Source organism: Streptomyces sp. NPDC020597, assembly GCF_044335095.1.
Classification (GTDB): domain Bacteria; phylum Actinomycetota; class Actinomycetes; order Streptomycetales; family Streptomycetaceae; genus Streptomyces.
The window spans coordinates 263,423-288,790 of record NZ_JBIRUL010000005.1 but is presented as its reverse complement, the minus strand read 5'-3'; the positions used below and the strand labels follow the sequence as shown (position 1 = coordinate 288,790).

General features: G+C 72.0%; 18 protein-coding genes. 6 read left to right on the top strand and 12 right to left on the bottom strand.

The features are described from left to right. Nucleotides 1-36: 36 nt before the first annotated feature. From ACH4ZA_RS12080 to ACH4ZA_RS12055, 6 genes are all read right to left on the bottom strand, one after another. The gene (locus ACH4ZA_RS12080) at nt 37-1,143 is read right to left on the bottom strand and encodes an NAD(P)/FAD-dependent oxidoreductase (RefSeq protein WP_398429166.1); all 1,107 of its coding nucleotides are present in this window, start codon (nt 1,141-1,143) and stop codon (nt 37-39) included. 223 nt (nt 1,144-1,366) lie between these two features. Further along, nucleotides 1,367-3,553 carry a glycoside hydrolase family 127 protein gene (locus ACH4ZA_RS12075; RefSeq protein ID WP_398429165.1) on the bottom strand — a complete coding sequence of 729 codons (2,187 nt, stop codon included), beginning with the start codon at nt 3,551-3,553 and terminating at the stop codon, nt 1,367-1,369. A gap of 130 nt (nt 3,554-3,683) precedes the next feature. After that, a complete protein-coding gene (locus ACH4ZA_RS12070) occupies nt 3,684-5,783 on the bottom strand; it encodes a glycoside hydrolase family 127 protein (RefSeq protein ID WP_398429163.1) in 2,100 nt (699 codons plus the stop codon). Nucleotides 5,784-5,890: 107 nt separating this feature from the next. Next, on the bottom strand, nt 5,891-6,712 hold the full coding sequence (locus ACH4ZA_RS12065; protein WP_398429294.1) for a carbohydrate ABC transporter permease: 822 nt from the start codon (nt 6,710-6,712) through the stop codon (nt 5,891-5,893). Between the two features lie 29 nt (nt 6,713-6,741). Continuing rightward, nucleotides 6,742-7,707 (bottom strand): carbohydrate ABC transporter permease, encoded by a 966-nt coding sequence (locus tag ACH4ZA_RS12060; RefSeq protein WP_398429162.1) that lies wholly within the window; start codon nt 7,705-7,707, stop codon nt 6,742-6,744. A 128-nt stretch (nt 7,708-7,835) separates the two neighbouring features. Further along, nucleotides 7,836-9,149: an ABC transporter substrate-binding protein gene (locus ACH4ZA_RS12055; RefSeq protein WP_398429161.1), complete on the bottom strand. Its 1,314-nt coding sequence runs from the start codon at nt 9,147-9,149 to the stop codon at nt 7,836-7,838. A gap of 203 nt (nt 9,150-9,352) precedes the next feature. On the opposite strand from ACH4ZA_RS12055, the gene ACH4ZA_RS12050 reads away from it, so the two are divergent. The 4 genes from ACH4ZA_RS12050 (at nt 9,353) to ACH4ZA_RS12035 (ending at nt 16,459) form a co-directional block, all read left to right on the top strand. Continuing rightward, on the top strand, nt 9,353-10,381 hold the full coding sequence (locus tag ACH4ZA_RS12050; RefSeq protein ID WP_398429160.1) for a LacI family DNA-binding transcriptional regulator: 1,029 nt from the start codon (nt 9,353-9,355) through the stop codon (nt 10,379-10,381). Nucleotides 10,382-10,546: 165 nt separating this feature from the next. Further along, a complete protein-coding gene (locus ACH4ZA_RS12045) occupies nt 10,547-13,807 on the top strand; it encodes a discoidin domain-containing protein (protein ID WP_398429158.1) in 3,261 nt (1,086 codons plus the stop codon). Next, nucleotides 13,804-15,300, top strand: coding sequence for a family 43 glycosylhydrolase (locus tag ACH4ZA_RS12040; protein WP_398429157.1), 1,497 nt, complete (start codon nt 13,804-13,806; stop codon nt 15,298-15,300). Before ACH4ZA_RS12045 ends, ACH4ZA_RS12040 begins: the two co-directional genes overlap by 4 nt. Nucleotides 15,301-15,304: 4 nt before the next feature. Further along, nucleotides 15,305-16,459 (top strand): RICIN domain-containing protein, encoded by a 1,155-nt coding sequence (locus ACH4ZA_RS12035; protein WP_398429156.1) that lies wholly within the window; start codon nt 15,305-15,307, stop codon nt 16,457-16,459. Between the two features lie 125 nt (nt 16,460-16,584). On the opposite strand, the gene ACH4ZA_RS12030 is transcribed toward ACH4ZA_RS12035, so the two are convergent. The 4 genes from ACH4ZA_RS12030 to ACH4ZA_RS12015 all read right to left on the bottom strand — a co-directional run bounded on the left by ACH4ZA_RS12030 (nt 16,585) and on the right by ACH4ZA_RS12015 (nt 21,736). After that, nucleotides 16,585-17,415 (bottom strand): hypothetical protein, encoded by an 831-nt coding sequence (locus ACH4ZA_RS12030; protein ID WP_398429155.1) that lies wholly within the window; start codon nt 17,413-17,415, stop codon nt 16,585-16,587. Between the two features lie 58 nt (nt 17,416-17,473). Continuing rightward, a complete protein-coding gene (locus ACH4ZA_RS12025; RefSeq protein ID WP_398429154.1) occupies nt 17,474-18,622 on the bottom strand; it encodes a PP2C family protein-serine/threonine phosphatase in 1,149 nt (382 codons plus the stop codon). Between the two features lie 113 nt (nt 18,623-18,735). After that, the gene (locus tag ACH4ZA_RS12020; RefSeq protein WP_398429152.1) at nt 18,736-19,494 is read right to left on the bottom strand and encodes an IclR family transcriptional regulator; all 759 of its coding nucleotides are present in this window, start codon (nt 19,492-19,494) and stop codon (nt 18,736-18,738) included. Between the two features lie 97 nt (nt 19,495-19,591). Next, entirely contained in the window at nt 19,592-21,736 is a 2,145-nt protein-coding gene (locus tag ACH4ZA_RS12015; RefSeq protein WP_398429151.1) for a SpoIIE family protein phosphatase, read from the bottom strand. A gap of 145 nt (nt 21,737-21,881) precedes the next feature. Here ACH4ZA_RS12015 and ACH4ZA_RS12010 point away from each other — a divergent pair, with 145 nt between their 5' ends. After that, nucleotides 21,882-22,205 (top strand): antibiotic biosynthesis monooxygenase family protein, encoded by a 324-nt coding sequence (locus ACH4ZA_RS12010; protein ID WP_398429150.1) that lies wholly within the window; start codon nt 21,882-21,884, stop codon nt 22,203-22,205. Nucleotides 22,206-22,465: 260 nt separating this feature from the next. Here ACH4ZA_RS12010 and ACH4ZA_RS12005 read toward each other — a convergent pair whose 3' ends face one another. After that, a complete protein-coding gene (locus tag ACH4ZA_RS12005; protein WP_398429149.1) occupies nt 22,466-23,398 on the bottom strand; it encodes a PmoA family protein in 933 nt (310 codons plus the stop codon). Nucleotides 23,399-23,762: 364 nt separating this feature from the next. Between ACH4ZA_RS12005 and ACH4ZA_RS12000 the strand changes: the two genes are divergently transcribed. Next, nucleotides 23,763-24,482: a FadR/GntR family transcriptional regulator gene (locus ACH4ZA_RS12000; RefSeq protein ID WP_398429147.1), complete on the top strand. Its 720-nt coding sequence runs from the start codon at nt 23,763-23,765 to the stop codon at nt 24,480-24,482. An 86-nt stretch (nt 24,483-24,568) separates the two neighbouring features. On the opposite strand, the gene ACH4ZA_RS11995 is transcribed toward ACH4ZA_RS12000, so the two are convergent. After that, a complete protein-coding gene (locus tag ACH4ZA_RS11995) occupies nt 24,569-25,363 on the bottom strand; it encodes a VOC family protein (RefSeq protein ID WP_398429293.1) in 795 nt (264 codons plus the stop codon). Between the last annotated feature and the right edge of the window lie 5 nt (nt 25,364-25,368).

Here is a 25,368-nt window from a genome sequence, read left to right as displayed (position 1 = left end):
CGAGGGCGGTACGGGCCCGGCTCGGGCGGACGCCGGTCAGGTCGCGGTGTAGCCGAGCTGACGGCGCATGTACGGGGTCATGAGGGTCTTCGCCTTGGCCAGCACGGAGGTGCGGCCGCCGAGCACCGCGCTCTCGCCGCCCGGCACGGGCAGCAACGTCAGTCCGTCGGTCGGGCCGAAGGGCACGATCAGCGGCGTGCGCTGGAGCGGCCGGTAGAGGCGGGGCTCCCTGCGGTGCCGGCCGGGACTCTGCAGGTAGCCGCGGATGTTGTGGGCGGCGAGGTCCGCCTGGGCGAGGGCGGCCGGGGTGATCTTGAGCTCGGTGGCGTCGTTGACGTCGCCGACGGCGAACACGTCCGGCCTTCCCTCGACCCGGAGCCGGCGGTCGACCCTGACGTGCCCGGCCGGGTTCAGCCAGTCGCCGAGGCCGGCCAGGCGCAGCCACAGTGTGTTGGGGGTGGTGCCGGTCGCCCAGAAGGAGAGGTCGGCTTCGAGAACGCCGCCGTGCGCGTCGCGGTAGGTGGCGAAGTCGGTTCCGCGGGACATGAACGAGTCCAGCCGGACCTCGACGTCGTGCGACTCGAGCCAGGCCTGCGCCTTGCGGCCGGCCCGCTCACTGCCGGTGGAGTGCAGCAGCGCGGGCCCGGAGTGCGCGAGAGTGACCCGGGCGTCGGGCCGGGCCAGGCGTATCTCGGCGCTGAGCTCGACGCCGGAGGGGCCGCCGCCCACCACGAGGACGTGCTCGGCGGCGGCGACGGCACGCTGGTGGCCGGCGAACGTCTTGAGGGTCTCCTCGGCGGTGGTCCCCGTGAAGCGGGCCGGTTCGGGGTAGTCGGCGCCGGTGGCGATCACCACCACGTCGTAGGGCAGCCGTTCGCCGGTGGCCAGGACGACCTGCCGTTCGGCGGTGTCGATGCGGACCGCCTTGCCGACGACCGTCCGTCCGTCGCGCAGCAGCCGGTCGTACGGGATGAACGGGGTGAGCGACCACTCCGGGCGCACGCCGGCGCGGAGGGAGGCGATACGGTGGAAGAAGACGTCCTTGCGGTCGATCAGCGTGACCCGGGCCGTCGCGTCCAGCCGTTTCGCGAGGCGTACGCCCGCATAGCCGCCGCCGATCACCACTACGTCGCCGTCGCGCACGCGAGTCTCCTGAGCATGGGGGGAGGCGAGCGGCACGGCGAGGGGTCCGGCCGCTCGGATGCCGAAGAGCGTAGCGCTTGAAACCTAAAGCGCACGAGGACAGTTGTGCACGTTCCGTGAAGCCGTGGGCATGGGCGAGGGCGGCGTCGGACGGGTGCGCCTCGGAGGCGGTCCGCTCCTCGGGGCCGCACGTGCGTCTCCCGGGGAGCGGGCCGCCGAGCCGTCAGCGGCGCAGGTTCGCGGCGGTGGCGGCCGCGACGACGCGGTCCCGTTCGGCCCGTGTGAGACGTCCTTCGGCCTGCCAGGCGTCGGCCAGGGTGCGCACCGCGGTCAGAAAGGCGGCGGAGGTCGCGAAGGGCGCCTGCTGCCACAGGACGTCGAGGAAGGTCAGCCCGTCGCCCCGGCTGCGGTTCGGCACGCCCGAGTCGGACGCGCCGAAGACGACGACCGGCTCCACGCGCCTGAAGTAGGCGTGATAACGGGCGTCGTCGGCGACATGGAACGGGGCCAGGGTCAGACCGTGCGTGGTGAAGTACTGCGGACGGCCCTCCGGACGGACGGCGTCGGCCAGGTCCCCGCGCAGGGTGAAGTCCTTGTAGAACGAGAACTGCCGGAAGTCCGTCGCCTGGCTGCGCGCGACCAGCAGCACCGGCCCGTGGAAGAGTGACTGCACGGACGGGTCGTCCGACGCCCGCTCCACGCGCAGACGGTAGGGCGCGAGGACGGTGACCCGGTCGCCGCGCCGCCAGTCCCTGCGCAGCGTGAGGTAACTCCCGGGGACCGCCGACACCTGCTGCGCGACTCCGTTCACGGCGACGGTGAAGCCCGCCGTGGCCCAGGAGGGGACCCGGAGCCTCAGGTCGAGGCTGCCACCGCCCTCGCGGAAGGTCAGCGTGCGCACGCCCTCCGCCGGGTAGGCGCTCGTCTGCTCCAGGACCAGCCCCCGCTCCGGCCACCGCAGCGTCGAGGCGAGGTAGAGGTTGACGTACAGCGCGTCGCCGGCCGCCGAGCGGAAGTACACCGAGTCCTGGTACTTGGTGTGGTTCTCCATGCCGGTGCCGCCGCAACAGGTACCGGTGTTGTCGTACTGACGCGCCGTCCCCGGACTCATGCCGACGAAGTAGGTGACCTCCGGGCTGGTCGTACTGCCCGTGTCCCGGCGGGAGGCCAGGATGTGGTTGGTCAGGCCGCGCTCGTAGTAGTCCATGTAGGCGGCGTCCGGCGCGTGGAAGAACAGCTGACGGCTCAGTTTGAGCATGTTGTACGTCGCGCAGGTCTCGGCGTTGTCGTCACCGAGGGTGGCCGCGATCGCGCCCCGCGCCCGGAAGATCTCGCCCTTGCCGGCGCCTCCCTGGCTGTAGGTGCGCGGGCCCACGACCATGCCCCAGAAGTTGCGTGCCGCGTCCGCGTACTCCTGCTCGCCCGTGTGGTCGAAGAGCCGGGCGTAACCGGTGAACTGGGGGATGTGCTGGTTGGCGTGCCGGCCGTCCAGGACGTCCCGGCCGCCGGCGCAGGCGTCCAGGAGCACGGTGTTGTCGAAGCAGCGGGCGGCGGCCAGGTGCTCCGCCCTGCCGGTGAGCGCGTACAGGTCCGCCATGACCTCGTTCATCCCGCCGTACTCACCGGCGATGTAGATCGACCACATGCGCTCCAACTGCGCCTTCGGCAGGCGGCCGAGGCGGCTGTGCACCCAGTCGCCCATCTTCGAGGCGATGGTCAGCGCCTGCGCGTTCCCACCGAGGGTGTGCGCGTCGAGCAGCCCGCGCATGATCTTGTGGCAGGTGTAGTAGGGCGCCCAGATGGTGGGGTAGGTCGTGTAGCTCTCCAGCAGGACGAACTGGGTCTCCGGGTAGGCCGCCAGGTAGCCGGGGTGACTCGGCTTCGGCGAGCCGTGGTCGGCCAGCGCCAGCTGGCACTCGCCCAGCGCGGCCACCAGGTTGTCGAGCTTGGTCTTGAGGGCGGCTTCCCGGGTGTCGGCGTACGCCTGGGCAATGAGCGTGAGGAAGTGCCCGCCGTAGTGGCCGCGGAGGTTGCCGTCGGACGTCTCCCAGCCGCCCGGCGGCCGGGCGCCGCGCGTGTCGAGCCCCGCGTTGGCCCGGAAGACGGCGAGGATCCGGTCGGCCGGGTAGGACCTGGCGTAGCCGAGCATCAGGTCCCGCTTGCGCCGGAAGACGCCGTCGCCGAGCGTCACCCGGTCCAGGGCGAAGGGCTGGACGGCCCAGGTCGGCGGCACGGGAGCGGCGGCCGCGGGGGGAGCCGCAGCGGGGACGGACGCTCGGGACGCCGTCGTCGCCGTGGCCGGCCCGGCGGCGGCACGGGCCGTCGCGGGCGTCGCGTTCAGCAGCGGCGCGGCGGCCGCGGTCCCGGCGGCCAGTCTCAGCAGACCGCGGCGAGAAGGGGGTTGGGACATGGTCGGACTCCCGTCGTGGGGGGCGAGGGCGGTCGGTTCGGACGGTGGGGGCGTCATGGCGGGAAGGGACGCCGCCGCAGGCCGGGCCCAGCGCCTCCGGGGCGCGGGACCGCGCCCTTCCGGCGCCCGTCTACCTCTCGGAGGGTTCGGTCGGCGGTCGCGTCGTCGGCAGCCACACGCGCATCGTCGAGGGGCCGCGGTTCGCCCAGGAGTGGTAGGGCACGAGGACGATGTCGGCGCGCTCGCCGACCGGCACGGCGGCCTCGTCGAGCGACGCGTACGGCCACCGCGTGTCGGCGTCCTCCGACCCGGCCTGCCCGTCCGCGCCGGTATCCGCGTCCGGGCCCGCATGCGTGACTGCGTGTGCGTCCGCGTCTGCGGTGGCATCGGCGGAATCACCGGACGGCTCTGACCTCGCGGGCTCTGCCGCTCGCGCGTGCGGCGCCGGGACCAGTGCGCCGGAGGCCACGACGGTGCCGGCCGGGCCGTCCTGCGGCTGCACGGACGGGTTCACCCGGACGGCGTCGACCTCGTGGCCCGGCGGGAGGTCGACGGACTCGGCGCAGTAGACGAGCGGACCGCGCTGGACGGCGGCGGTGCCGCGCACGGCGTCGATGCGGGGGTCGGGGGCGATCCAGCGCGGGGTCACGGGCAGCTCCAGCCGTATCTCGTCGCCGGGCCGGAAGCGCCGGGTGACCGCGGCCGTGCCCGGTCGGACGGCACGAACCGCCCCGTCCGGGTCGACCAGTCGGGCGGCGGCGCCCGTCGCCCAGGCCGGCACGCGCAGCGACAGGGTCCAGGGGTGCTCCGGCGACCGGTCGATCCGTACGGCCACACGGCCGCCGGACGGGTAGTCGGTGCACACCGTCAGAGCGACGTCCCTGCCGCCGGTGAGGGACGTGGCGAGCTCGGCGTCGGCGTACTGGTGCAGTTGTACGCCGTCTTCGTCGGCCGTCGCCAGGTAGGCGGGCAGCAGGGCCAGCGTCCGTGCCACGTTGGTCGGGCAGCAGGACACCGCGAACCAGGGGGCGCGCAGTCCCGAATCGGCTCGCGGGCTCTGCGCGTCGGCGGCGGGCGCCGTCCCGCGGCGGCGTCGGTGCAGCGTGTTGGCGTAGAAGAAGGCCCGGCCGTCCTCGGACGGAGAGGTCGCCACCACGTTGAACAGGGTCCGCTCGGCGAGGTCGGCGTAGCGCGGTTCGCCGGTGGCGAGCAGCAGCCGCCAGCTGAGCATCACGCAGGCCACGGCCGCGCAGGTCTCGGAGTAGGCGCGGTCGGGGGGCAGTACGAAGTCGTCGCCGAAGGACTCGTCCCGGTGGTGCGATCCCATGCCGCCCGTCAGATAGGTGCGCCGGGCGACCGCGGCCTCCCACTGCCGGACGACCGCGGCGAGCAGGGCGTCGTCATCGGTCTCCACCGCCACGTCGACTGCGCCGGCGGCGAGATAGAGGGCGCGCACGGCGTGGCCGTGCAGCACCGTGGCCTCGCGGACCGGCACGTCGTCCTGGTAGTAGCCGCGGCCGAACTCGGGCTCGGCGAGGGTGCGTCGGCCGCGACGGTCGACGAAGAGCGCGGCCTGGTCGAGGTAGCGCTGCTCGCCGGTGGCCCGGGCCAGTTCCACCAGGGCCGTCTCGATCTGAGGATGTCCGCAGACGCGTTCGATGCCGCCGGGTCCGAAGGCGGCGCACACGTGGTCGGCCGCGCGCCGGGCGATCTTCGCCAGTTCGCCCTCGCCGCGGGCCCGCATCTGGGCCACGCCCGCCTGGATGAGATGCCCGTGGCAGTACAGCTCGTGGCCCCACTCGAGGTCGCTGTACCGGGGCTGCTGACCGGGGCGGCCGAAGGCGGTGTCGAGGTAGCCGTCCGGTTCCTGGGCAGGGGCGATGGTGTCGGTGAGTGCGGCGATCCGCGCGTCGAGTGCGGCGCCGGAGCCGGAGCCGGAACCGGCCTCCCAGGCCATGGCCTCGATCAGTTTGTAGACGTCGGAGTCGGCGAACTCGCGGCCCCGCCGGTCACGTTGGATCCGGCCTTCCACCGCGGCGCGGAAGTTGCCGGTCCAGCCGACGCGTTCCATCCAGTCATGGCAGTGGTCGAGTGTCGCGGTCGCGTTGACCTGTCGGCGCCGGGCCCAGAAGCCCCCGGTGACGGTGACCTCGTCGAGACCGAGCGGCCGTAGCCGCCCCCGGCTCGGCGCCACCGGCACGACGGCCGACCGCGTCGTGTTCTCCCTCACCAGTTCATGCCTTCGGTCGTCCTCTCGGTTGCCCGTCAAAGGTGTTCGGATGGTCGTCGGGCCGGGGGCTCGGGTCCCCGCGGCGGCCCGGTCGTGCGTGCGGCGCCTCAGCCCTTGAGAGCGCCCGACATGAACCCCCGCACGTAGTGCCGTTGCAGCAGCAGGAAGAGGAGCAGGCAGGGCACGGCGAGGACCACCACCCCGGCCTCGGTGGCGCCGTAGTCGACGGCGCCCATGCTCTGCTGCCGCAGGTTCGCGACGGCGAGCGGCAGCGGGGCCTTGCGGCTGTCGGAGATGAGGATCAGCGGTGCGATGAAGTCGTTCCAGGCCGCCAGGAAGGCGAACAGGCCCACGGTGATCAGCCCGGGCCGCACCGCCGGAAGCAGGACCCTGCGCAGTGCGCCCGCGGTGCCGCAGCCGTCGACGAGGGCCGACTCCTCCAGTTCGCGCGGCACCGCCTCGAAGGAGATCCTCATCATGAAGGTGGCGAACGGCAGTTGGAACATCGCCAGCACCAGGCTCAGCCCGAGCAGCGAGTTCTGCAGATGGAGCCTGCCGAGCAGCACGTACAGCGGGATGAGCAGGGTGGCGTAGGGAACCATGAGGATCGCCAGCGTCAGCAGGAACAGCAGGTTCTTGCCGGGGAACTCGAAGCGTGCGAAGGCGTAGCCGCCGAGCAGCGAGACCCCGAGGGTCAGGGCGACGGTGAGCACGGAGACGAGGGTGCTGTTGCCGAGGTAGCGCCACAGTCCCGCGTCGTAGTCGAGCAGCGTGCGGTAGTTGCCGAGGCCGTAGCCGGACTCCTGTGCGGTGCCGGGCTGGGCCCTGACCGACGCCCATGCGTTCCACAGCAGCGGGAAGAGGAAGACGACGGCGAGTCCGCCGGCGACGACGTAGTGGGGCGTCCGGCCGAGGGCTCGGGTGAGCACCGGGGTGTCCCTTCTCCAGGGTGCGGGGGTCATGACTCGTCGGAGCGGCGCAGACCGCGGAACTGCAGGGCGTTCAGCAGGAGCAGCGCCCCGAGGACGAGGATCGACAGGGCGGCCGCGGCGCCGAGGTTCAGCCGCTGGAACGCCTCGCGGTAGATGAGCTGCACGACGGTGACGGTGCTGTTGTCGGGCCCGCCCTTCGTCAGGACGAAGAACTGGTCGAAGGCCAGCAGCGATCCGGTGACGCAGAGCAGCAGGGACAGGGCGAGTGAAGGGCGCAGCAGCGGCAGGGTGATGGAGCGGAAGATCTGGCCGCGCTGCGCGCCGTCCATCCGCGCCGCCTCGTACACCTCGTGCGGGATGCGCTGGAGGCCGACGAGGAGGATCAGCATGTAGAAGCCGGCGAACTTCCAGACGACGAGGAAGACGGTCGAGAGCAGGGCGGAGGTCGGCGTGCCGAGGAAGGACACCGGGTCGTCGACGAGGCCCAGGTGTTCGAGGATGCCGCTGAGCGGTCCGGTCGTGGGGCTGTACAGACCCCAGAAGAGCAGCGAGGCCGAGGCCAGGCCGACGGCTCCCGGGAGGAAGTAGACCGTGCGGAAGAAGCCGGCGCAGGGGCGGGACTCCTGGACGAGCAGGGCGAGCAGCAGTGCCAGGCCCAGGAGGACGACGGTGACGACCGCCGTGTAGAGGAGGGTGAAGCGGACGGCGGGCCAGAAGAGCGGACTGTCCATGACGTCGGTGTAGTTCTCGGGGGCGTTGGCCCCCTGGTCCCCGGCGAGCAGCGGCCAGTCGTGGAGGGACATCTGCCCGACCAGCAGCAGGGGCAGCAGGAAGAAGACGGTGACGAAGAGGGCCGTGGGGGCGGCGTACCCGAGGCCCTGGAGCCTTCGGGAGTGCCGGCGCGGGACGACGGCGGGACGGGGGCGGCGGGCGGTGCGCCGTGTCGGGGGCGGGGGCTCGGCGGTCGCCCGGTCGGGCGCCTTGACCTGCATGGCTCTCCTCTGCCGTGTGCGGTGGGGAGGGTGCGTGCGGGAGCACGGTCCGTGTCGTGTGCTCGCGTCGTGCTGTGCCGGGCGCCCGCGTCGTGCCGAGCCGTGCGATGTCGTGCTGTCGTGCCGGGTCAGTCGGCCAGGGAGGCGGTGACGGCCTTGTTGTCCTTCTCGAGCGACGTCCCGTCGCCGAAGACCGCGTCGCGCATCAGGGACAGCCACGGCCCGTTGGGGTCGTTGAAGGTCTGTCCGAACTTCAGGGCGTACGGGGTGCGGCCGTCCGCGACGAGTCGGTTGACGGCCACCAGGCGGGGGTCGGCGGCGGAGTACCTGTTGCCGGCGAGGTCGGTGCGGGCGACCACGTCCTTGTGCGCGGCGACCACGTTCACCTGGGCCTCGTCGCCCAGTGACCAGGCGAGGAAGTTCCAGGCCTGGTCGGCCTTCTTGCTGGTGGCCGAGACGCCGACGGCGTCGCCGCCGACGAAGGTCGACCTGCCGCCGTCGGGTCCGGGGATGGGGGCGACGCCGAGGTCCAGGCTCTTGGGCATCAGGCCCAGCGTGGTCGAGGGCATGGGCATGATCCCGACCTTGCCCTTGGGGAAGACGCCGGTCCAGGTGGCGCCGGTCTCGTCGCGCGCGCCGGGGGCCACGATGTCGTCCTTCACCCAGCCTCGGTAGGTGTCGTAGACCTTCTTCGCGGTGGCGGAGTCCAGGTTCGCCCCGGTGCCCTCCTTGTTCAGCACCTCCGCTCCCCCGGCCCAGATGGACGGCCACCAGGTGAAGACGCCGCAGCCGCCGCAGTTGCCGCCGAAGAAGGTGCCGTCGACCCCGTTGCCCAGCGCGTCGACGGCCCGGGCCTGCCGGTCCCACTCGGCGAGGGTGGCGGGCGGCTTCTCGGGGTCGAGCTTGGCCTTGCGGTAGAGGTCCTTGTTGTAGAACAGCACCGACAGGTCCAGCGTGTGGGGGACGACGTACTTCTTGCCCTCGTACGTGCCGGCCTTGATGTGCGACTGGGCCAGGCTCGCGGCGAACGGCAGGGCGTCGATGCGTGCGGTGAGGTCGGCGTAGAGCCGGCTCGTGGTGTAGTTCGGCACGAACACCACGTCGGAGGCGAAGAGGTCGGGGAGGTCGTGGGAGCCCGCCGCCGCACCCACCTTGGCCTGGTAGTCGTCGGTGGGGACGACGGTCAGCTCGATCTTGTTCCGGTGGCTCGCGTTGTAGGCCTTGACCAGGGCCTCGCTCTGCGGCCGGGTGGCCGCCCGCGTCCACATCGTCAGCGTGGCGCCGTCGTCGACGCCCTTGGCGTCGGCCGTCCGGCCGGATCCGCCGGCGGAGGCCCCCTCCCCCGACCCGCAGGCGGTGATCAGGCTCGCGGCGGCGAGGAACGCGACGCCGCCGACGACGAGTCTGCGGACGGGTCCACGTGGTCCGGTCGTGCTCCCCATGACGATCCCCCTAGTGTGGGCTCTTCGAACGGAAAGGAACCGAAAAGGCTTTCAGAAAGCTAGGACCCGGCTGACAGCCCGTCAATCCCCCCTGCAGCAAGCGATGTCGGCAGCTCCGCCGAAACAGGGAAATCACCAGGGCCGGGCCCCGGCCGAAACAACTCGCGTACGGTTTACTCACGCGCCGCGCGACAGGAGATCCCATGACACCGGCCCCCGGCACCTCTCGTTCGCACCCCGCCACGCTCAGCGACGTCGCCCGGTTGGCCGGCGTGTCCATCGCCACCGCGTCCAAGGCGCTCAACGGCCGCAGCCAGGTGCGGGCGGAGACCCGGCAGCGGGTGATCGAGGCCGCCGAGCGGCTGGCCTTCCGGCCGAACCAGCTGGCCCGCGGACTGCTCGTGGGCCGGTCGGGCACCGTGGGTCTGCTCACCAGCGACCTCGAGGGACGTTTCAGCATCCCGATCCTGATGGGCGCGGAGGATGCGTTCGGGGCGGGCGAGGTCGCCGTGTTCCTGTGCGACGCGCGTGGCGACGCGATCCGCGAACAGCACCATGTCCGGGCGCTGCTGGGACGCCGCGTCGACGGCCTCATCGTGGTGGGCAGCCGGACCGACCCGCGGCCGTCCCTGGGGCGCGAGCTGCCCGTCCCGGTGGTCTACGCCTACGCCCCGTCGGACGATCCGGCGGATCTGTCCATCGTCCCGGACAGCGTCGACGCCGGCCGGATCGCGGTGGAGCACCTGCTGGCCTGCGGGCGCAGCCGGATCGCGCACATCACCGGCGACCCCGGGTACGGCGCGGCGCGCGAGCGGGCCGAGGGCGCCGGGGCCGCGCTGGCCGCCGCCGGCCTCACCCCGGTCGGGGAACCGCGGTTCGGCGCCTGGTCGGAGGGCTGGGGGCGGGCGGCCACCGCGCTGCTGCTGGACCGGCATCCGGATCTCGACGCCGTGCTGTGCGGCAGCGACCAGATAGCCCGCGGCGTCATGGACGTCCTGCGGGAGCGCGGCCACCGGGTGCCGGAGGACGTGGCGGTCATGGGCTTCGACAACTGGCAGGTCCTTACCGCCTCTTCGCGTCCGCCGCTGACCAGCGTCGACATGAACCTGGAACAGGTGGGACGGGCGGCCGCGCACGCCCTGTTCGTCGCGATCGGCGGGGCGCGGCGCTCGGGGATCGAGGCGGTGCGCGGCCGGGTGGTCATCCGGGAGTCGACGGCGCCGCTGTCCTGAGCCGCGCCCTCCCGGGGCCGGGCGGGCCGGTGAACGTGTGCTCAAACGCTTTCCCTTGACACATCATCAGCCCGCTCCTACGTTGCGAAAACCTTTTAGGTGAGTTTCCTCGCATGCATGTCAGGCACATGACACCCCGTGGACCGCCAACCGGAGAGGGAGCCCATGAAGCGCCTCCTCGTCGCCCTCGTGCTCATCCTGTGTTCCGTCTGCTCCGTCAGCCCGGCCGCCGCCGCGCAGACCATCGGGTTCCCCGTCTTCAGCGGGCCCGCGATCCCGGCACCGCCCGTCGGCTACACGCCGGGCGACATGATGCGCAGCATCTACGACGCCGAGAGTTCCGGCACCGACTTCTGGATGGACCGGCTGCTCGCCCGCTCCGGCGACGACCCGGCCGGCCCCTGGCTGATGAGCCGGGGACGTGCGCTCTTCATGAAGACCCACAACCCCGCGGTCCTCGGGTTCGGCGGCCATGTCGCCTACTGGGAGAGCGTCAACGACAACGACGCCTACACCGTCGCGATCAGCCCGGGCACCTTCACCGAACAGGTCTCCCAGCGTCGGCAGGTCCCGAGTCACTGGAAGAGCGTGCACACCAACGGCTCGATCGCGGTCACCCAGACCAAGTTCATCACCGAGAACAACGTCGCCGTCACCAACCTGTCGATCAAGAACAACGGCAGCAGCTCCACCACCCTGCAGTTGCGGGCGACGTCCCCCTACGCGACCTCGGGCAGCGGCAGCGAGCTGACCGGCCAGGTGAACGCCTACAACAACCTCACCACCCTCCGGCCGCGGCTCACCGGCGACGGGTTCACCGTCTCCGGCGGCGGCCTCAACCGGTCCGTCACCGTCGCCGCCGGAGCGACGGTGAGCACCAAGGTCGTGATGGGCTTCGTCACCGACGAGATCCCCGCCTCGCTCACCGAGTACAACGCCTACGCGGGTTACAGCGACGCCACCGCGTTCGCCACCCACGTCCGGGCGTACAACCTGTGGTGGGCGAAGAACGTGCCCTACATCGACGTGCCCGAGCCCGCGATCAAGAAGAACGTCTACTACCGCTGGTGGCTGATGCGCTTCAACAACCTCGACGCCGACATCCCCGGGCAGACGTTCCAGTTCCCGACGTCGACCGAGGGCGTCCTCGGGTACAACAACGCGATCGCGCTGACCCAGCCCATGCACATCGACGACCTCAAGTACCTGCGCGACCCGTCCTACGCCTACGGGGACTGGCTCAGCGTCGGGCAGACCTCCAAGGGCGGCCGGTTCCTCGACAACCCCGGCGACCCGGAGAACTGGTCCAACAGCTACACCCAGTACATCGCCGAGGCCGCCTGGAAGAGCTACCAGATCCACGGCGGGCAGCCGGCCATCGCCGGCAACCTCGCCCGCTACGCCGAGGGCGACGTCAAGGGCCAGCTCGCCTACTACGACCACGACAACAACAAACTGATCGAGTACGACTGGGGCGCACTGACCGGCAACGACGCAGACGCGGTCTCCTTCCACTGGAAGCCCGGAAACATGGACCGCGCCGAGTCCGCCTACCAGTACAGCGGCGCTCTCGCCGCCGCCCAGGCCTACGAGGCGACCGGCAACACCGCGAAGGCCGCCGAGATGCGCACCCTCGCGACGCAGATCAAGGACGCCATCGTCAACGTGCTGTGGAACCCCAACCGGCAGCTCTTCGAGCACCGGTTGAAGTCGACCAACGAGTGGGTCCCCTGGAAGGAGATCAACAACTACTACCCGTTCTCGGTCGGCGCCGTCCCCAACACGGCGACGTACAAGCAGGCCCTGCGCCTCTACGACGACCCCGCGCAGTACCCGGTCTTCCCCTTCTACACCGCCAACCAGGTCGACAAGAAGGCCGCGGCCGACGCGGGCAACCCCGGCTCCAACAACTTCTCCACGATCAACTCCACCGTGCAGTTCCGTCTGTACTCCTCCGTGCTGCGCAACTACCCCAACTCGTGGATGACCGCCACGGACTACAAGAAGCTCCTCTACTGGAACACCTGGGCGCAGTACGTGGGCGGCAACACCCAGTGGCCCGACGCCAACGAGTTCTGGGCCGACTGGAACGGCAGCAACATCGACTACCGCTCGTGGATCCACCACAACATCCTGGGCAGCAGCAACTGGACGGTGATCGAGGACGTCGCCGGGCTCCGGCCGCGCAACGACGCCAAGGTGGAGGTCTCGCCGATCAACATCGGCTGGAGCCACTTCACCGTCAACAACCTCCGTTACCGCAACGCCGATCTGTCGATCGTCTGGGACGACCCGGCCGACGGGGTGGTGCGCTATCCCGGCGTCCCTGAGGGTTACTCGATCTACGTCAACGGCAACCGGGCCGCCACCGTCAACTCACTCGTGCCCTTCACCTGGGACCCCGCCACCGGCGACGTCACCACGAGCGGCACGGTCACCCACCACACCGCCGTGCCCGGACTGCAGGCCCCCCAGCAGGTCGTGCAGAACAGCCCCCGCATGGTCGACATGCTCGCCAAGGCCGGCGTCGACCTCACCGCCGACCTGACCAACCTGGCCGCCGGGGCGACGGCCACCGCCTCCTACACCGGCTCCGGCAGCAACGTCTCCGGCGCGGTGGACGGCTATCCCACCAACGAGCCCTTCTGGGGCGCCGGCGGGTCCCCCAACAGCCAGGACTGGTACGAACTCAACTTCGGGACGGCCCGCACCCTGAACGAGATGCGCCTGTACTTCAAGGACAGCCGCCCTGCCTCGGCGGCCTACCGGGCGCCGTCCGCCTACGCCGTCCAGTACTACAACGGCAGTTCCTGGGTGAACGTGCCGGGACAGACCAAGAGTCCGGCAGCGCCACGGGCCAACTACAACCTGGTGCAGTTCCCGGCGGTCACCGCCCAGCGCGTGCGGATCCTGGCCACCCACGCCTCCGGCGCCAAGACCGGTCTCACCGAGGTCAAGGCGTACAACCGGGGCGGCGTCCAGCCACCCCAGCCACCGGCCAACCTGGCGACGTCCGCGACGCCGACCGCGTCGTACACCTCCCCCTGGGAGAGCGTCGCCGCGATCAACGACGGCGTCGACCCTCCGTCGTCCAACGACACGGTGAACCCGCGCTGGGGCACCTGGCCGGAGACCGGGCAGCAGTGGGCCGAGCTGACCTGGCCGTCGGCGCAGAACGTCAACAAGGCGGACGTGTACTTCTTCGACGACGACGACGGCATCGACATGCCGGCCTCCTGGAAGCTCCAGTACTGGAACGGCAGCGCCTACGCCGACGTGCCCGGTGCCAGCGGCTATCCGCTGGCCAAGAACCAGTACGACACCGTCTCCTTCACGGCCGTGAACACCACACGGCTACGGGTGCTGCTCACCGGCAACGGCGCCAACTCCGTCGGTCTCCTCGAAGCAAAGGTGTACGGACCGTGACCCGTTCCAGATGCCTGTCCGCGCTCGTCGCGGCACTCCTCACGGCGGTCGCCTTCCTGGTGGCGCCGCCCACCGCCTCCGCCGCCGTCGCGTTCACCTCGACGGGGGTCAACCAGAACGGCGGCAACTGCCTCGACCTGCCCGGTGGTTCGACGACCGCGGGGGCCCAGCTGCGGGCCTTCGCCTGCGCCGCGGGCGCCAACCAGAGCTTCGGGTACACCCTGGTCTCCGGTACCGCCGACACCTACACGATCACCGGGCAGTCCGGCCAGTGCGTCGACGTCTACGGGGCGTCCACGGCGGACAACGCGGCGATCATCCAGTGGCCCTGCCACGGCGGGACCAATCAGCAGTGGCGACTCGTGCCGGTGGCGGTGAGCGGAACCGACAAGACCTTCAACCTGGTCTCCGTGAGCTCGGGCAAGTGCGTGACTCCGAGCGGCGGTTCGTCGGCTTCGAACACCGACCTGGTGCAGCTGCCCTGTGCCGCGGCGAGCGGCCGGGTGTGGCGGCTGCCCGCCTTCTCCGGCGGCGGCACGGGGACCAAGACCTTCACCAACCCGCTGTCCCAGCACGGGCCCGACCCCTGGCTGACGTACTACAACGGTTTCTACTACCTCGCCACCACGACCTGGAACTCGACGATCACCATGCGCAAGGCGAGCACCCTCGCCGGCCTCGCCTCCGCCTCCGACCAGGTGGTCTTCAACCTCACCCGGCCCAACGGCGCCGGCACCATGTGGGCGCCCGAGTTCCATCTGCTCGACGGCCCGAACGGCAAGCGGTGGTACTTCTACTACACCGCCGGGCGAGAGCCCTACGACCTCGGCACCCAGCGCATCCACGTACTGGAGAGCGCCGGGCTGGATCCGATGGGTCCCTACAGCTTCAAGGCCGATCTGCTCGACCCGACCCAGGACAACACCTGGGAGCTCGACCCGGGCATCCTCCAGCTCAATGGCCAGCTCTACCTGCTGGGCACCTTCTACAACGGCTCACAGCCCATGTTCATCCGGCCCCTGTCCAACCCGTGGACGGCGAGCGGCACCCGCCGCGTGCTCTCCACGCCCACCCTCGGCTGGGAGACGGTGGGCGGCGCGGTCAACGAGGGCGCCGAGGTCCTCCAGCGAGGCGGGAAGACGTTCATCGTCTACTCGGCCAGCCACTGCTCCACACCCGACTACAAGCTGGGCATGCTCACCTACAACGGCGGCGACCCGCTCAACTCCTCCTCATGGGTCAAGTCGCCGAACCCGGTCTTCCAGCGGTCCAACGCCAACGGCGTGTACGCCCCCGGGCACAACGGCTTCTTCAAGTCGCCGGACGGCACGGAGGACTGGATCGTCTACCACGCCAACAACTCGACGAGCGGCGGTTGCGACATGAACAGGAGCACCAGAGCACAGAAGTTCACCTGGAACGCCGACGGCACGCCGAACTTCGGCACGCCGGTGGCCCTCGGCGCCACCCTGCCCGCACCCTCGGGGGAGTAGCCGGATGACCCGATCCCGGTTCCTGCCGTTCTGGGCGACGGTGCTCGCCTTGGTGTTCGGCGCGGTCATGGGCGCCGTCGCGATCGCCCCGCCCGTCCACGCCGCGACGGCGTTCACCTCCACCGCGGTCAACCGCAGCGGCGGCAACTGCCTGGACGTGCCGGGCAGTTCCACCGCCGACGGCCTCCAGCTCATCCAGTGGACCTGCCACGGCGAGGCCAACCAGAACTTCACCTTCACCCCGGTCGGCGGGACCACCGACCAGTACGGCATCGGCACGTCGGCCGGCGGACGGTGCGTGGACGTCAACGGAGGGTCCGGCGCCGACAACGCCACGATCGTCCAGCGGGCCTGCGGCACCGGTGCGAGTCAGAAGTTCCGTCTCGTCCCGGTCGGCGGCACGACCGACGTCTTCGGCCTGCAGTCGGCGTCCTCCGGCAAGTGCGTCACCCCCGCAGGCGACTCATCGGCGTCCAACACCGGCCTGGTCCAGCTGCCCTGCACCGGCGCCGCGGCCCGGACCTGGCGGCTGCCCGGCTTCGGCGGCGGGGGCGGGGGCGGCACGACCCCGCCGACGAAGACCGTCCGGGTGTACTGGCTGAAGCCCTCCGACGTTCCGTTCGACCAGCGGTACCCCGACGGCATCGCCAAGGTGATGCGCGAGGCACAGCGCTACTACCAGCAGGAGCTCGGCAAGACCTTCAAGCTGAACACCACCGTGGTGGAGGTCGTGAACGGCGACCAGCCGCGGAGCTGGTACGAGAACACGCCCAACGGCGGTGACCGCTACTGGTGGGCCGTCACCAACATGCAGAACGAACTCGCCAGGAAGTTCGGCCTGAACAACCCCGACAGCCGGTGGCTGAACGTGGGCGAGATCAGCGCCGAGGGAGAAGGCGCCGGCGGGGGCGCGAGCCCCGGCTGGGTCGTCCTGAGCGGGCACGACGCCGACGGCGCCGCGGGCACCGGCGGACAGTCGATGAACCGCTGGTACGGCGGGATGGTCCACGAACTCGGGCACGCGTTCGGTCTGCCCGATTCGTCCTCGACCGACGGCACGCCGATGTCCGCTTCCTTCTACGACTACCCGAACACCCACTTCAGCCAGAGCCAGAAGAACCAGATCCTGGGCGGCCCCTATGGGAGCTTCCTGTCCTGACCTTCCTGTTCTGAGCCGCCGGCCCCCGGGACCGGCGGACACCTCGGCGGGCGTCGCATCGACGCCCGCCGAGGTGTGCCGTCAGGCGGCGGTGTCCGGCAGCACTCCGGGCGACCCGCCCCCGGTCATGAGTCGCACCCGCCGACACGCCGGGTGCTGAGCGCCACGTCGTCCATGCGGACGTCGTACGAGGTGGGCGTCGGACCGGCCTGGTACAGCTGCCAGCCCAGCTTGAGCGTGTCGAAGCGCGGGAAGACGAAGTCGTCCGCGGTGCCGCCGTGCGCCTTCGTGGAGACGGTCAGATCGGAGCGCTCCACGCCGTCCTGGTACACGGTGACGCGGTTGTCGGAGGCGTCGAGGTGGAACTCCACGCAGCTCCAGGTCCCGGCCGTGGCCGGGGCGGAAGTGCGCCACGCGGTCCAGTCCCCGGTGGGGCCGAGGTCGGAGCCGACACCCCAGAAGTTCGCCTGCGAGGTGGGCACGTACTGGCCGCCCAACGGGCGTACCAGCGTGGGGGCGTCGGAGCCGGACGCCTCGGCGACGGTCCAGTGCGCCCAGGCGGGGGCGGTCGGGAACGCGTCGACGCGCAGCCGCAGCCGGGCCCAGAAGCTGTTTCGGGCGGGTGCCAGGTCGGACAGGACGAGGAAGGCGCGTCCGTTGCCCTCCGTGTGCAGCCGCAGTTCGCGGCCGCGGCCGGCAGGGCTGGGTTCGACGCTCAGGTAGCCGTCCTTCGTGTCGGTGGTCCAGCCGTGGCCTGCGGTGACCGGGCCGAGCGGGAGACGGTCGAAGTTCTCCCGGACGAGGGTCTTGCGGGAGACGGCGTCGTCGGCGGAGCGGACGGGACGGACGGCGGGGGCGGTGGGTCCGTCGGGTCCGGCAGAGGCGGTGGGGGGTAACGCGAGCAGGGCGCCCGATGCGGCCAGCAGGGCGGCCGCGATCTTCCTCATGCGTGTCATGAGCACAGTGTGCAACACCGGTCCCGGGGATCACAGGGGCCTCCCCGATCACCGCGCATCACGCGGCCTGCTCGCCCAACGGCAGCTCCTCCAGGGCGGGTTGGGCGAGGGCGGGCGCGTCGGCCGTCGGCTTGCGGATCAGCAGCAGCGCGGCGTCGTCGTGCAGTCGTCCGCCGACGTGCGCCAGCAGTTCCTCGTGGAGCGAGTCGAGCGTGCGCGCGGGGTCGTCGCCGAGGTGCCGGGACAGTCCTTCGGCGAGCGGGTAGAACTCCCGGTGGCGGTCGCGGGCCTCGATGACACCGTCGGTGTAGAGCAGCAGTTGGTCCCCGTCGGCGAACGGCAGCACCTGCAGTTCGGGCCGCTGGTCGGTGAGGGCGCGCAGGCCGAGGGGCGGAGCCGGGTGCGGGCTCTCGACGGGCACGACGTCCCCGGGCTCGCGCACCACCAGCGGCGGCGCGTGTCCGCAGTTCACCACTTCCAGCTCGCCCGGCCGCGGGTGTCCGGCGACGACGGCGGTGACGAAGTCGTCCGCGCCGAGGTTGCGGGCCAGGCTCCGCTCGATCCGGTCGACCACGGCGAGGAGATCGGGCTCGTCGTAGGCCGCCTCGCGGAAGACGCCGACCACGAGGGCGGCGGTCCCGACCGCGGGCAGCCCCTTGCCGCGCACATCGCCGACGATCAGCCGGACGCCGTAGGGGGTGGGCACCAGCGCGTAGAGGTCCCCGCCGATCCGCGCCTCCGCGGCGGCCGCGCTGTAGCGGACGGCGACCTCGAAGGGCCCGACGGTGGCGGGCACCGGCTTCAGCAGGGCGTGCTGGGCGGCCTCGGCGACGGAGCGGACGTCGGCGAGCACCCGTTCCCGGCGTGAGCGCAGCGCGCCGGCGAGGGCGCTCGCCAGGGTGACCGCCGCCAGGGCGGCCAGCACGGCCGCCAGCTCCGGGCCGGGCGCACCGTCCCGGGCGCCGAGCGTCGCGCCGACCACGACGGCCAGGAGTCCGACGCAGAGAACACCGCGCGGCCCGTTCGTGGTGGCGGCCAGCGCGGGACCGGCCGCCAGCAGGGGCAGCCAGGTCATCCCCGCTCCGCCCACGAAATCGACGAGTACGACGACGCACACGATGAGAACGGGCAGGAGCGGGCCTGCCCATCGATGTCCGAACAGCCGCGTCGGGCTGGGGTCGCCGCCATGGTTCCGGGCCTGACTCATGCTGGGTATGCATTCCTCACCGTGCGCCGGGGCACATCGCACATGTCCGTTTCCTCTAGGAAAGGGGAGGGGCGCAGTGGCTCACAAGGCGCAGCTTTTCAGATAATGAACGATCAGGCGCGCAGCGAAAGAGTCCTGGTCACACGGTTGGCGGTGGGGATCAGCCGGTCGCGGACCTGCTCGATCCGGGCCAGCCGGTCGGCGGGCAGCGACACGCCGAGCGAGCCGATGACGTCGCCGCTGTAGACGGGGACGGCGACGCAGACCGTGCCGAGGGAGTACTCCTCGAGGTCGGTGACGGCCGGGGCGACGGGCGAGGCGTCCAGCCTTCTGAGCAGTTCCGGAGCACTGGTGATGGTTTTCGGGGTGAGGTCGGCGAGGTGGTGGCGCGAGAGGTAGTCCCGGCGGGCGTCGTCGCCCATCTCCCGCAGCACGGACTTGCCGAGGGCGGTGGCGTGGCCCGCGTCCTCGAAACCGACCCACAGGTCGACGCGGGGCGTCCGGGGCCCGTCGACGATCTCGGCGACCCGGATCTCCCCGTCCTCGTAGAACGTGAGGTAGGCGGCGGTCGTCAGCTCGTCCCGCAGCGCGGCGAGCGTCGGCCGGACCCGGCTGAGCAGCGCCTGGCCGTGGCCCGCGGTGTTCAGCGTCCGCAGTCTGTCGCCGAGGATGAACCCGCCGTCCTGGAGTTTTTGCAGGTAGCCGTCGTGGACCAGGGTCCGCAGCAGGTGGTAGGCGGTGGCCAGGGGCAGCCCCGACTCCCGCGCCAGCTGTTTCGCCGGCGCACCGTTCTCGTGCTCGCTGACCACCTCCAGCAGCCGGAAGGCCCGCTGCACGGAGGTGATGAGCGTGGGGCCGTCCCGCGCACTCATACGACCAGCGTGCGCCCGGCGGACCGGGCAGGCAAGACACGGGCCGCCGGCCGCGTGGCGAGGCCGTCTGCTCCGGCGCACGCGCCGGCCGTCGCCGTCAGCCGGCGAACGCCGACGCCGGGAACTCCGCCGACTCGTTCAGCTCGGCCCAGACGGTCTTGCCGCGACGGGCGTGGCGGGTGCCCCAGTGCTGCGCCAGCTGGGCGACCAGCAGCAGACCGCGTCCGCCCTCGTCGGAGACGCGGGCACGGCGAAGGTGCGGCGTGGTGTTGCTGCCGTCGGAGACCTCGCACAGCAGTCCGCGGTCGTGGATGAGGCGCAGTCTGACCGGGGGGCGGCCGTAGCGGATCGCGTTGGTGGCCAGTTCGCTGACCACCAGCTCGGCGGTGAAGACGAGCTCCTCCAGGCCCCACTCGCCCAGCTGGCGCGAGACGTGCGAACGGGCCCGGGCGACGGCGGCCGGGTCGGCGTCCAGATCCCAGGTGGCGACCTGACGTGCGGTGAGGGCGTGGGTGCGGGCGAGGAGGAGGGCGACGTCGTCGTCCGGACGGTCGGGCAGCATGGTGTCGAGGATGGAGTCGCAGATCGCCTCCAAGGAGGCCTCCGGCCGGGCGAGGGCGTCGCGCAGCCGGGTGAGACCGGCGTCGACGTCGTGGTCGCGGGCCTCGATCAGGCCGTCGGTGAACAGGGCGATCAGGCTGCCCTCGGGCAGTTCCACCTCCGTGGCCTCGAAGGGCAGGCCGCCCAGACCCAGCGGCGGCCCGGGCGGCAGCTCCAGCAGCTCGACGGTTCCGTCCCGGTTCGTCAGGGCCGGCGGGACATGCCCGGCGCGCGCCAGGGCGCACCGGCGGGAGACGGGATCGTAGACGGCGTACAGGCAGGTGGCGCCCGTCTCGCCGACGTGTTCGTCCGGGTCGCCGTCCACGTCGTCGAAGGCATCGCCCGAGGGGCGCAGCACCACGTCGTCCAGGTGGGTGAGGAGCTCGTCGGGCGGCAGGTCGATGTCGGCGAGGGTGCGCACGGCCGTCCGCAGCCGGCCCATCGTCGCGGCGGCGTGGATGCCGTGGCCGACCACGTCGCCCACCACGAGGGCCACCCGGGCCCCGGACAGCGGGATGACGTCGTACCAGTCGCCGCCCACTCCGGCCCGGCCGCCGGCCGGCAGATACCGGTGGGCGACCTCCACGGCCGACTGCTGGGGAGCGTGGCGTGGGAGGAGGCTGCGCTGCAGCGTGAGCGCGGTGGAGCGGGCGTGCGTGTAGCGGCGCGCGTTGTCGACGGCGACGGCCGCCCGGGCGGCGATCTCCTGGGCGAGCAGCAGGTCCTCGTCGTCGTAGGGGACGGGGCTGTGGTGCCGGCAGAACTCGGCGACGCCCAGCGTGCTGCCGCGGGCGCACAGCGGCACCACCAGGGTGGAGTGGACGCGGCGCCCGTCCATGCTTCGGTGGCCGTGGTGGCGGGAGGGGCGCCCGGTGGCCAGGGCGCGTGCCGTCGGCGATCCGTCGACGCAGGTGGTCAGCTGCCACGCGGCTGCGGCGGGGGGCTGCGCGTCGGGTGCGGCCTCGGGCGAGCGGGCGACACGGCGCATGACGCCCCGGTCCTCACCGGTGGCGTCGTCACCGTGCAGGGCCGAGTCCAGCAGATCGACGGTGACGACGTCCGCGAACCGCTCCGCGGCGAAGTCGGCGAGCTCCTGGGTGGTGCGGGCGACGTCCAGCGTGGTCCCGATGCGCATGCCCGCCTCGTTCACCATCGCCAGCCGCCACTGGCGCCGGCGGTCTCGCTCCTCCTGGAACGCCACGACGTCCTGCTCCGAGGTGCGGTCGACGTACAGGGTCGTCGTCGCGATCACGTTCCGGGTCGCCCTGCTGACCAGCGGCGCGTCGGCGGTGAACCGGGGCAGCTCCGCGATCAGCCGGTCGAGGACGACGCCCTGCGCCAGCCGGAAGGCCCGCAGCATCGTGCCCATGGACATGCCGTAGCGGGCGAGGCGGCGGGCGCGCTCCAGCGCGGCCGGCGGCGGTTCGATCAGTTGCGGCTCGGCCGAGAGCGCCAGGCCGGACAGCCCCGTCTCGATGTACTCGGCGACGTTCTGCGACACGGTGCGGGCGATCTCCGGGGTCTCCCAGAGCGCGGGGAGCTCCCGCCGCAGCGCCCGCTCCACGTCGGCGATCAGCTCGTCGGCCCGCGCGCCCAGCTCGCGCGCGACGCGTGACACGAGACGGTCGGCCTGGTCCTCCACACTGTCGACGGTACGCCGGATACGGGCGCGGGCCCCGCCGGGCGGACGGCCGGCGGGCAGCCCACCGCACGCGACGGTGCCCCCGGAGCCGCCGGACCGGTGGGGCGGCCGCAGGGCGGGGCGGCGGCGGAGGCAGGATGGGGGCATGAGCGTAGTCAAGATCAACGTACTGACGGTCCCGGCGGAACAACGGGAGACCCTGGAGAAGCGCTTCGCCGCACGCGGCCACGCCGTCGAGAGCTCCGACGGCTTCGAGTGGTTCGAGCTGCTCCGGCCGGTGGAGGGCACGGACACCTACCTCGTCTACACGCGCTGGCGGGACGAGGAGTCCTTCCGCGCGTGGGCCGAGGGCCCGGCGAGGGCGGCGCACCAGGGCGGCACGGAGGGCGAGCGTCCCAAGCCCGCCGCCTCGGCCTCCACCCTCTGGTCGTTCGAGGTCGCCCAGCAGGTGACGCCCAAGGGCGCGTAACGCGCCGCGCACGGGCGGCGCGCGGGCTGGGCGGCCGGGCGTGCCGGGCGGACACGGCAGCCCTCAGGGGCTGCCGGCATCGGCGTCGGCTCCGGCTCCGGCTCCGGCTCCGGCTCCGGCTCCGGCTCCGGCCACGATGGACGGCCGTGCCGGAGGGCGTCGGCGCGCGCCCGGCCGGTCACGTCCGCGGTCGCCCCGGCCCTGGCGCGCGGCCCCGCGGCCCTAGGGGGTGCGGCGGACGGATCGCGGCCCGGACACGCTCACCACGGCAGGCCGCCCAGATACGCGGCCACGCGTTCGCGATCCCACACGCCGTCGGCGACGACCACGCGGTAGCGGTACGCGAAGGACTCTCCCGGCGGGAGCGCGAACTCCTCGAAGAACGCCCAGGAGTACGCGACCGTCGGGGTCGGCTCGGAACGCACGAACCAGTGCGACTCGTGGATCGCGCTGCGCGCGTCGAGGTTCTCCGGCGCGTGGGCGAAGACGAGGGTGGAGTGAGCGTCGACGTCGTCGTGTTCGGCGGTGAAGGCGAGCCACGGCGTCTGCGCGCCCATCAGCTTCTCGGCGCCGGCGTCCGCGTCGACGTCCGGGGCGAACACGGCGCCGCCGGTGAAGTCGCGGGGGCCGCGCCAGTGCAGGCCGGTGTAGCCGGCCGCTTCGCGCCCGGCGGTGGTCGGGGAGCCGAAGACGAGCGGGGCGTCACGGACGTTGGAGAGCCGGATCGACCAGTCGAGCACCCACGCCCCCACCGCTTCGTCGACGGAGTGGACGGTGAGGCCCCGTTCCTCGCGCGCCCACTCCTCGCCGCCGTGCGTGACCCAGGTGAGCTGCTCGGTGACGGCGAGCCTGTCGTCGGTCACCGTGAACGCGGGGAAGCCGTCGTGCCGCATCGAGCCGACGCGCTCGGGCAGCGCCAGATAGCCCCGACCGTGGACGTAGGAGTTGCCGCCCCAGAAGTTCTGGCCGCAGAGGTGGCTCGCCGTCATCTGCAAGCCCTTGTGCCAGCGGTGGTCACTGGGCCGGTAGCCGGTCACGGTGCGGCCGGCGAGGGTGCGCACCGGGTGCGCGTACGGCTTGGGCGACTCGAAGGCGTCGGGGTCGGGACGGTACACGTACCGGAAGATCTCCGTCCCGTCCGCCGCCGCGACCGCGAAGTGCTCGCCGCACGCGTGACTGACTCGGATGCTCATGCGCGCTCCTCAGGGCCCGTTACATGGTCGCCGTGTTGGGTGACGGAGCGGAGAAAGCGCTTGCCCCCGTGGGAGGACCCTACGGGCGCAGCGAATGTCAGGACAACCCCTGTGTCCAGAATGCGACGAGGGCCTTCACGCAATCATCTTGACCGGACAGGGCGTCGTGCCGGGACGCGGGACGGCCGTGGCGCCACCGCGCCGGGCGAATGACGGGTCGCGGGGGGGGGACCTTTCCGGGGCTCGGGGCTCCCGGGGCGGTGGACGGGTCGGGCCGACCCGTTCCCGGCGCCTCGCCCACCGGTTCGATCCCTCGGACAGCCGAGTACCATCGACGTCACCCTCGGGAAAGAAGGAGCTCGCGTTGTCTCTGACGGACAGGGCCATCGAGCAGATCCGTGAGTTGATCCGGACCGGAGCTCTGCCCCCGGGGTCGAAGCTCCCGCCGGAACCGGACCTGGCCGCCCAGCTCGGACTCTCCCGCAACCTCGCCCGCGAGGCGGTCAAGGCGCTCGCCGTGGCCCGGATCCTGGAGGTCCGGCGCGGCGACGGCACCTATGTGACCAGCCTGCAGCCGAGTCTGCTCCTGGAGGGGCTCGGCGGGGCGGTGGAGCTGCTGCAGGGCGACTCGGCCGCGCTGCAGGACCTGATGGAGGTGCGGCGGCTTCTCGAACCGGTCGCCACCGCACTGGCCGCGACCAGGATCTCCGACGATCAACTGGCCGAGGTGGAACGGCATTTGGACGCCATGCGGGCGGCCCGTGACGACGTGGAGCTGCTCAACGCGCACGACGCGTCCTTCCACCGCGCCGTCGTGGCCGCCACCGGCAACGAGTCACTGCTCGCCCTGCTCGAGGGCGTCTCCGGACGTACGCTGCGCGCCCGCATCTGGCGCGGGCTGGTCGACGACCAGGCCGCGGGCCGCACCCTCGCCGAGCACGAGGCGATCTTCCACGCGCTGGCCGCCCGCGACGCCGCCCTCAGCCAGGCCGCCGCCCTGCTGCACGTGAGCACCACCGAGGGGTGGCTGAGGGAGCACCTGCGCGCGGGCGGAGCCCCGGGACCGGGCGGTACGAGCACCTGACGTCCCGGCTCGGCCACCGGACAGGGTCTCCCGGCTCGGCCACCGGACAGGGTCTCGCGGCTCAGCCACCGGAAGAGGTGTCCGGCTCAGTCGCCGGACGGGGTGAGCACCACGAAGTCCGCGTTCGACGGGTCGAGGCAGACGGCCAGCCGGCCGACGCCCGGCGCGTCCTGCGGGCCCATCTGCACACTGCCGCCGTTCGCGGTGACGGCGGCGACCGCGGCGTCGCAGTCGGTGACGGCGAAGACCGGGTGCCAGTAGGGCCGTCCGCCGTTCAGGGCGAGGTCCTGCTCGCGGACCTGCATGACGCCGCCCTGCATGCGCTCCTCGGGCAGCCCCTCCGGTGTGACGAGGGAGTACTCACCGCCGCCGCCCGGCAGCTCCATCGCGCTGAAACGCCAGCCGAACACACCGCCGTAGAACTCCTTCGCCGCCGCGGCGTCGGTCGTGTACAGCTCGGTCCAGCACAACGACCCCGGCTCGTCGACGAGTTCGAAGCCGGCGTTCTTCCCCGGCTGCCAGACCGCGAACTGGCCGCCCAGCGGGTCGCTGTACTGCGCCATCCGGCCCCAGTCGCCGAGGTCCCGGCTCGCCAGCCGCACCGTGCCGCCGGCCTGCTCGACGGCCCGGGTCGCGGCGTCCGCGTCGGTGACCGTGTAGTAGATCATCCAGGCGGAGCGGGCCCCGTCCTCGGTCAGCCTGCCGAGACCGGCGACGGTCTTGCCGTCCTTCTGGAACATCCCGCCCTCGGCGTCCTGCCCCTCCATGGGCTCGTACCGCCAGCCCAGCACGGCGCCGTAGAAGGCCGCGGCGGCCGGGACGTCGGGTGCGCCGAGGTCGAGCCAGCAGGGGGCGCCGGGGGTGGGGTCGGTGGTCATCACGGCGT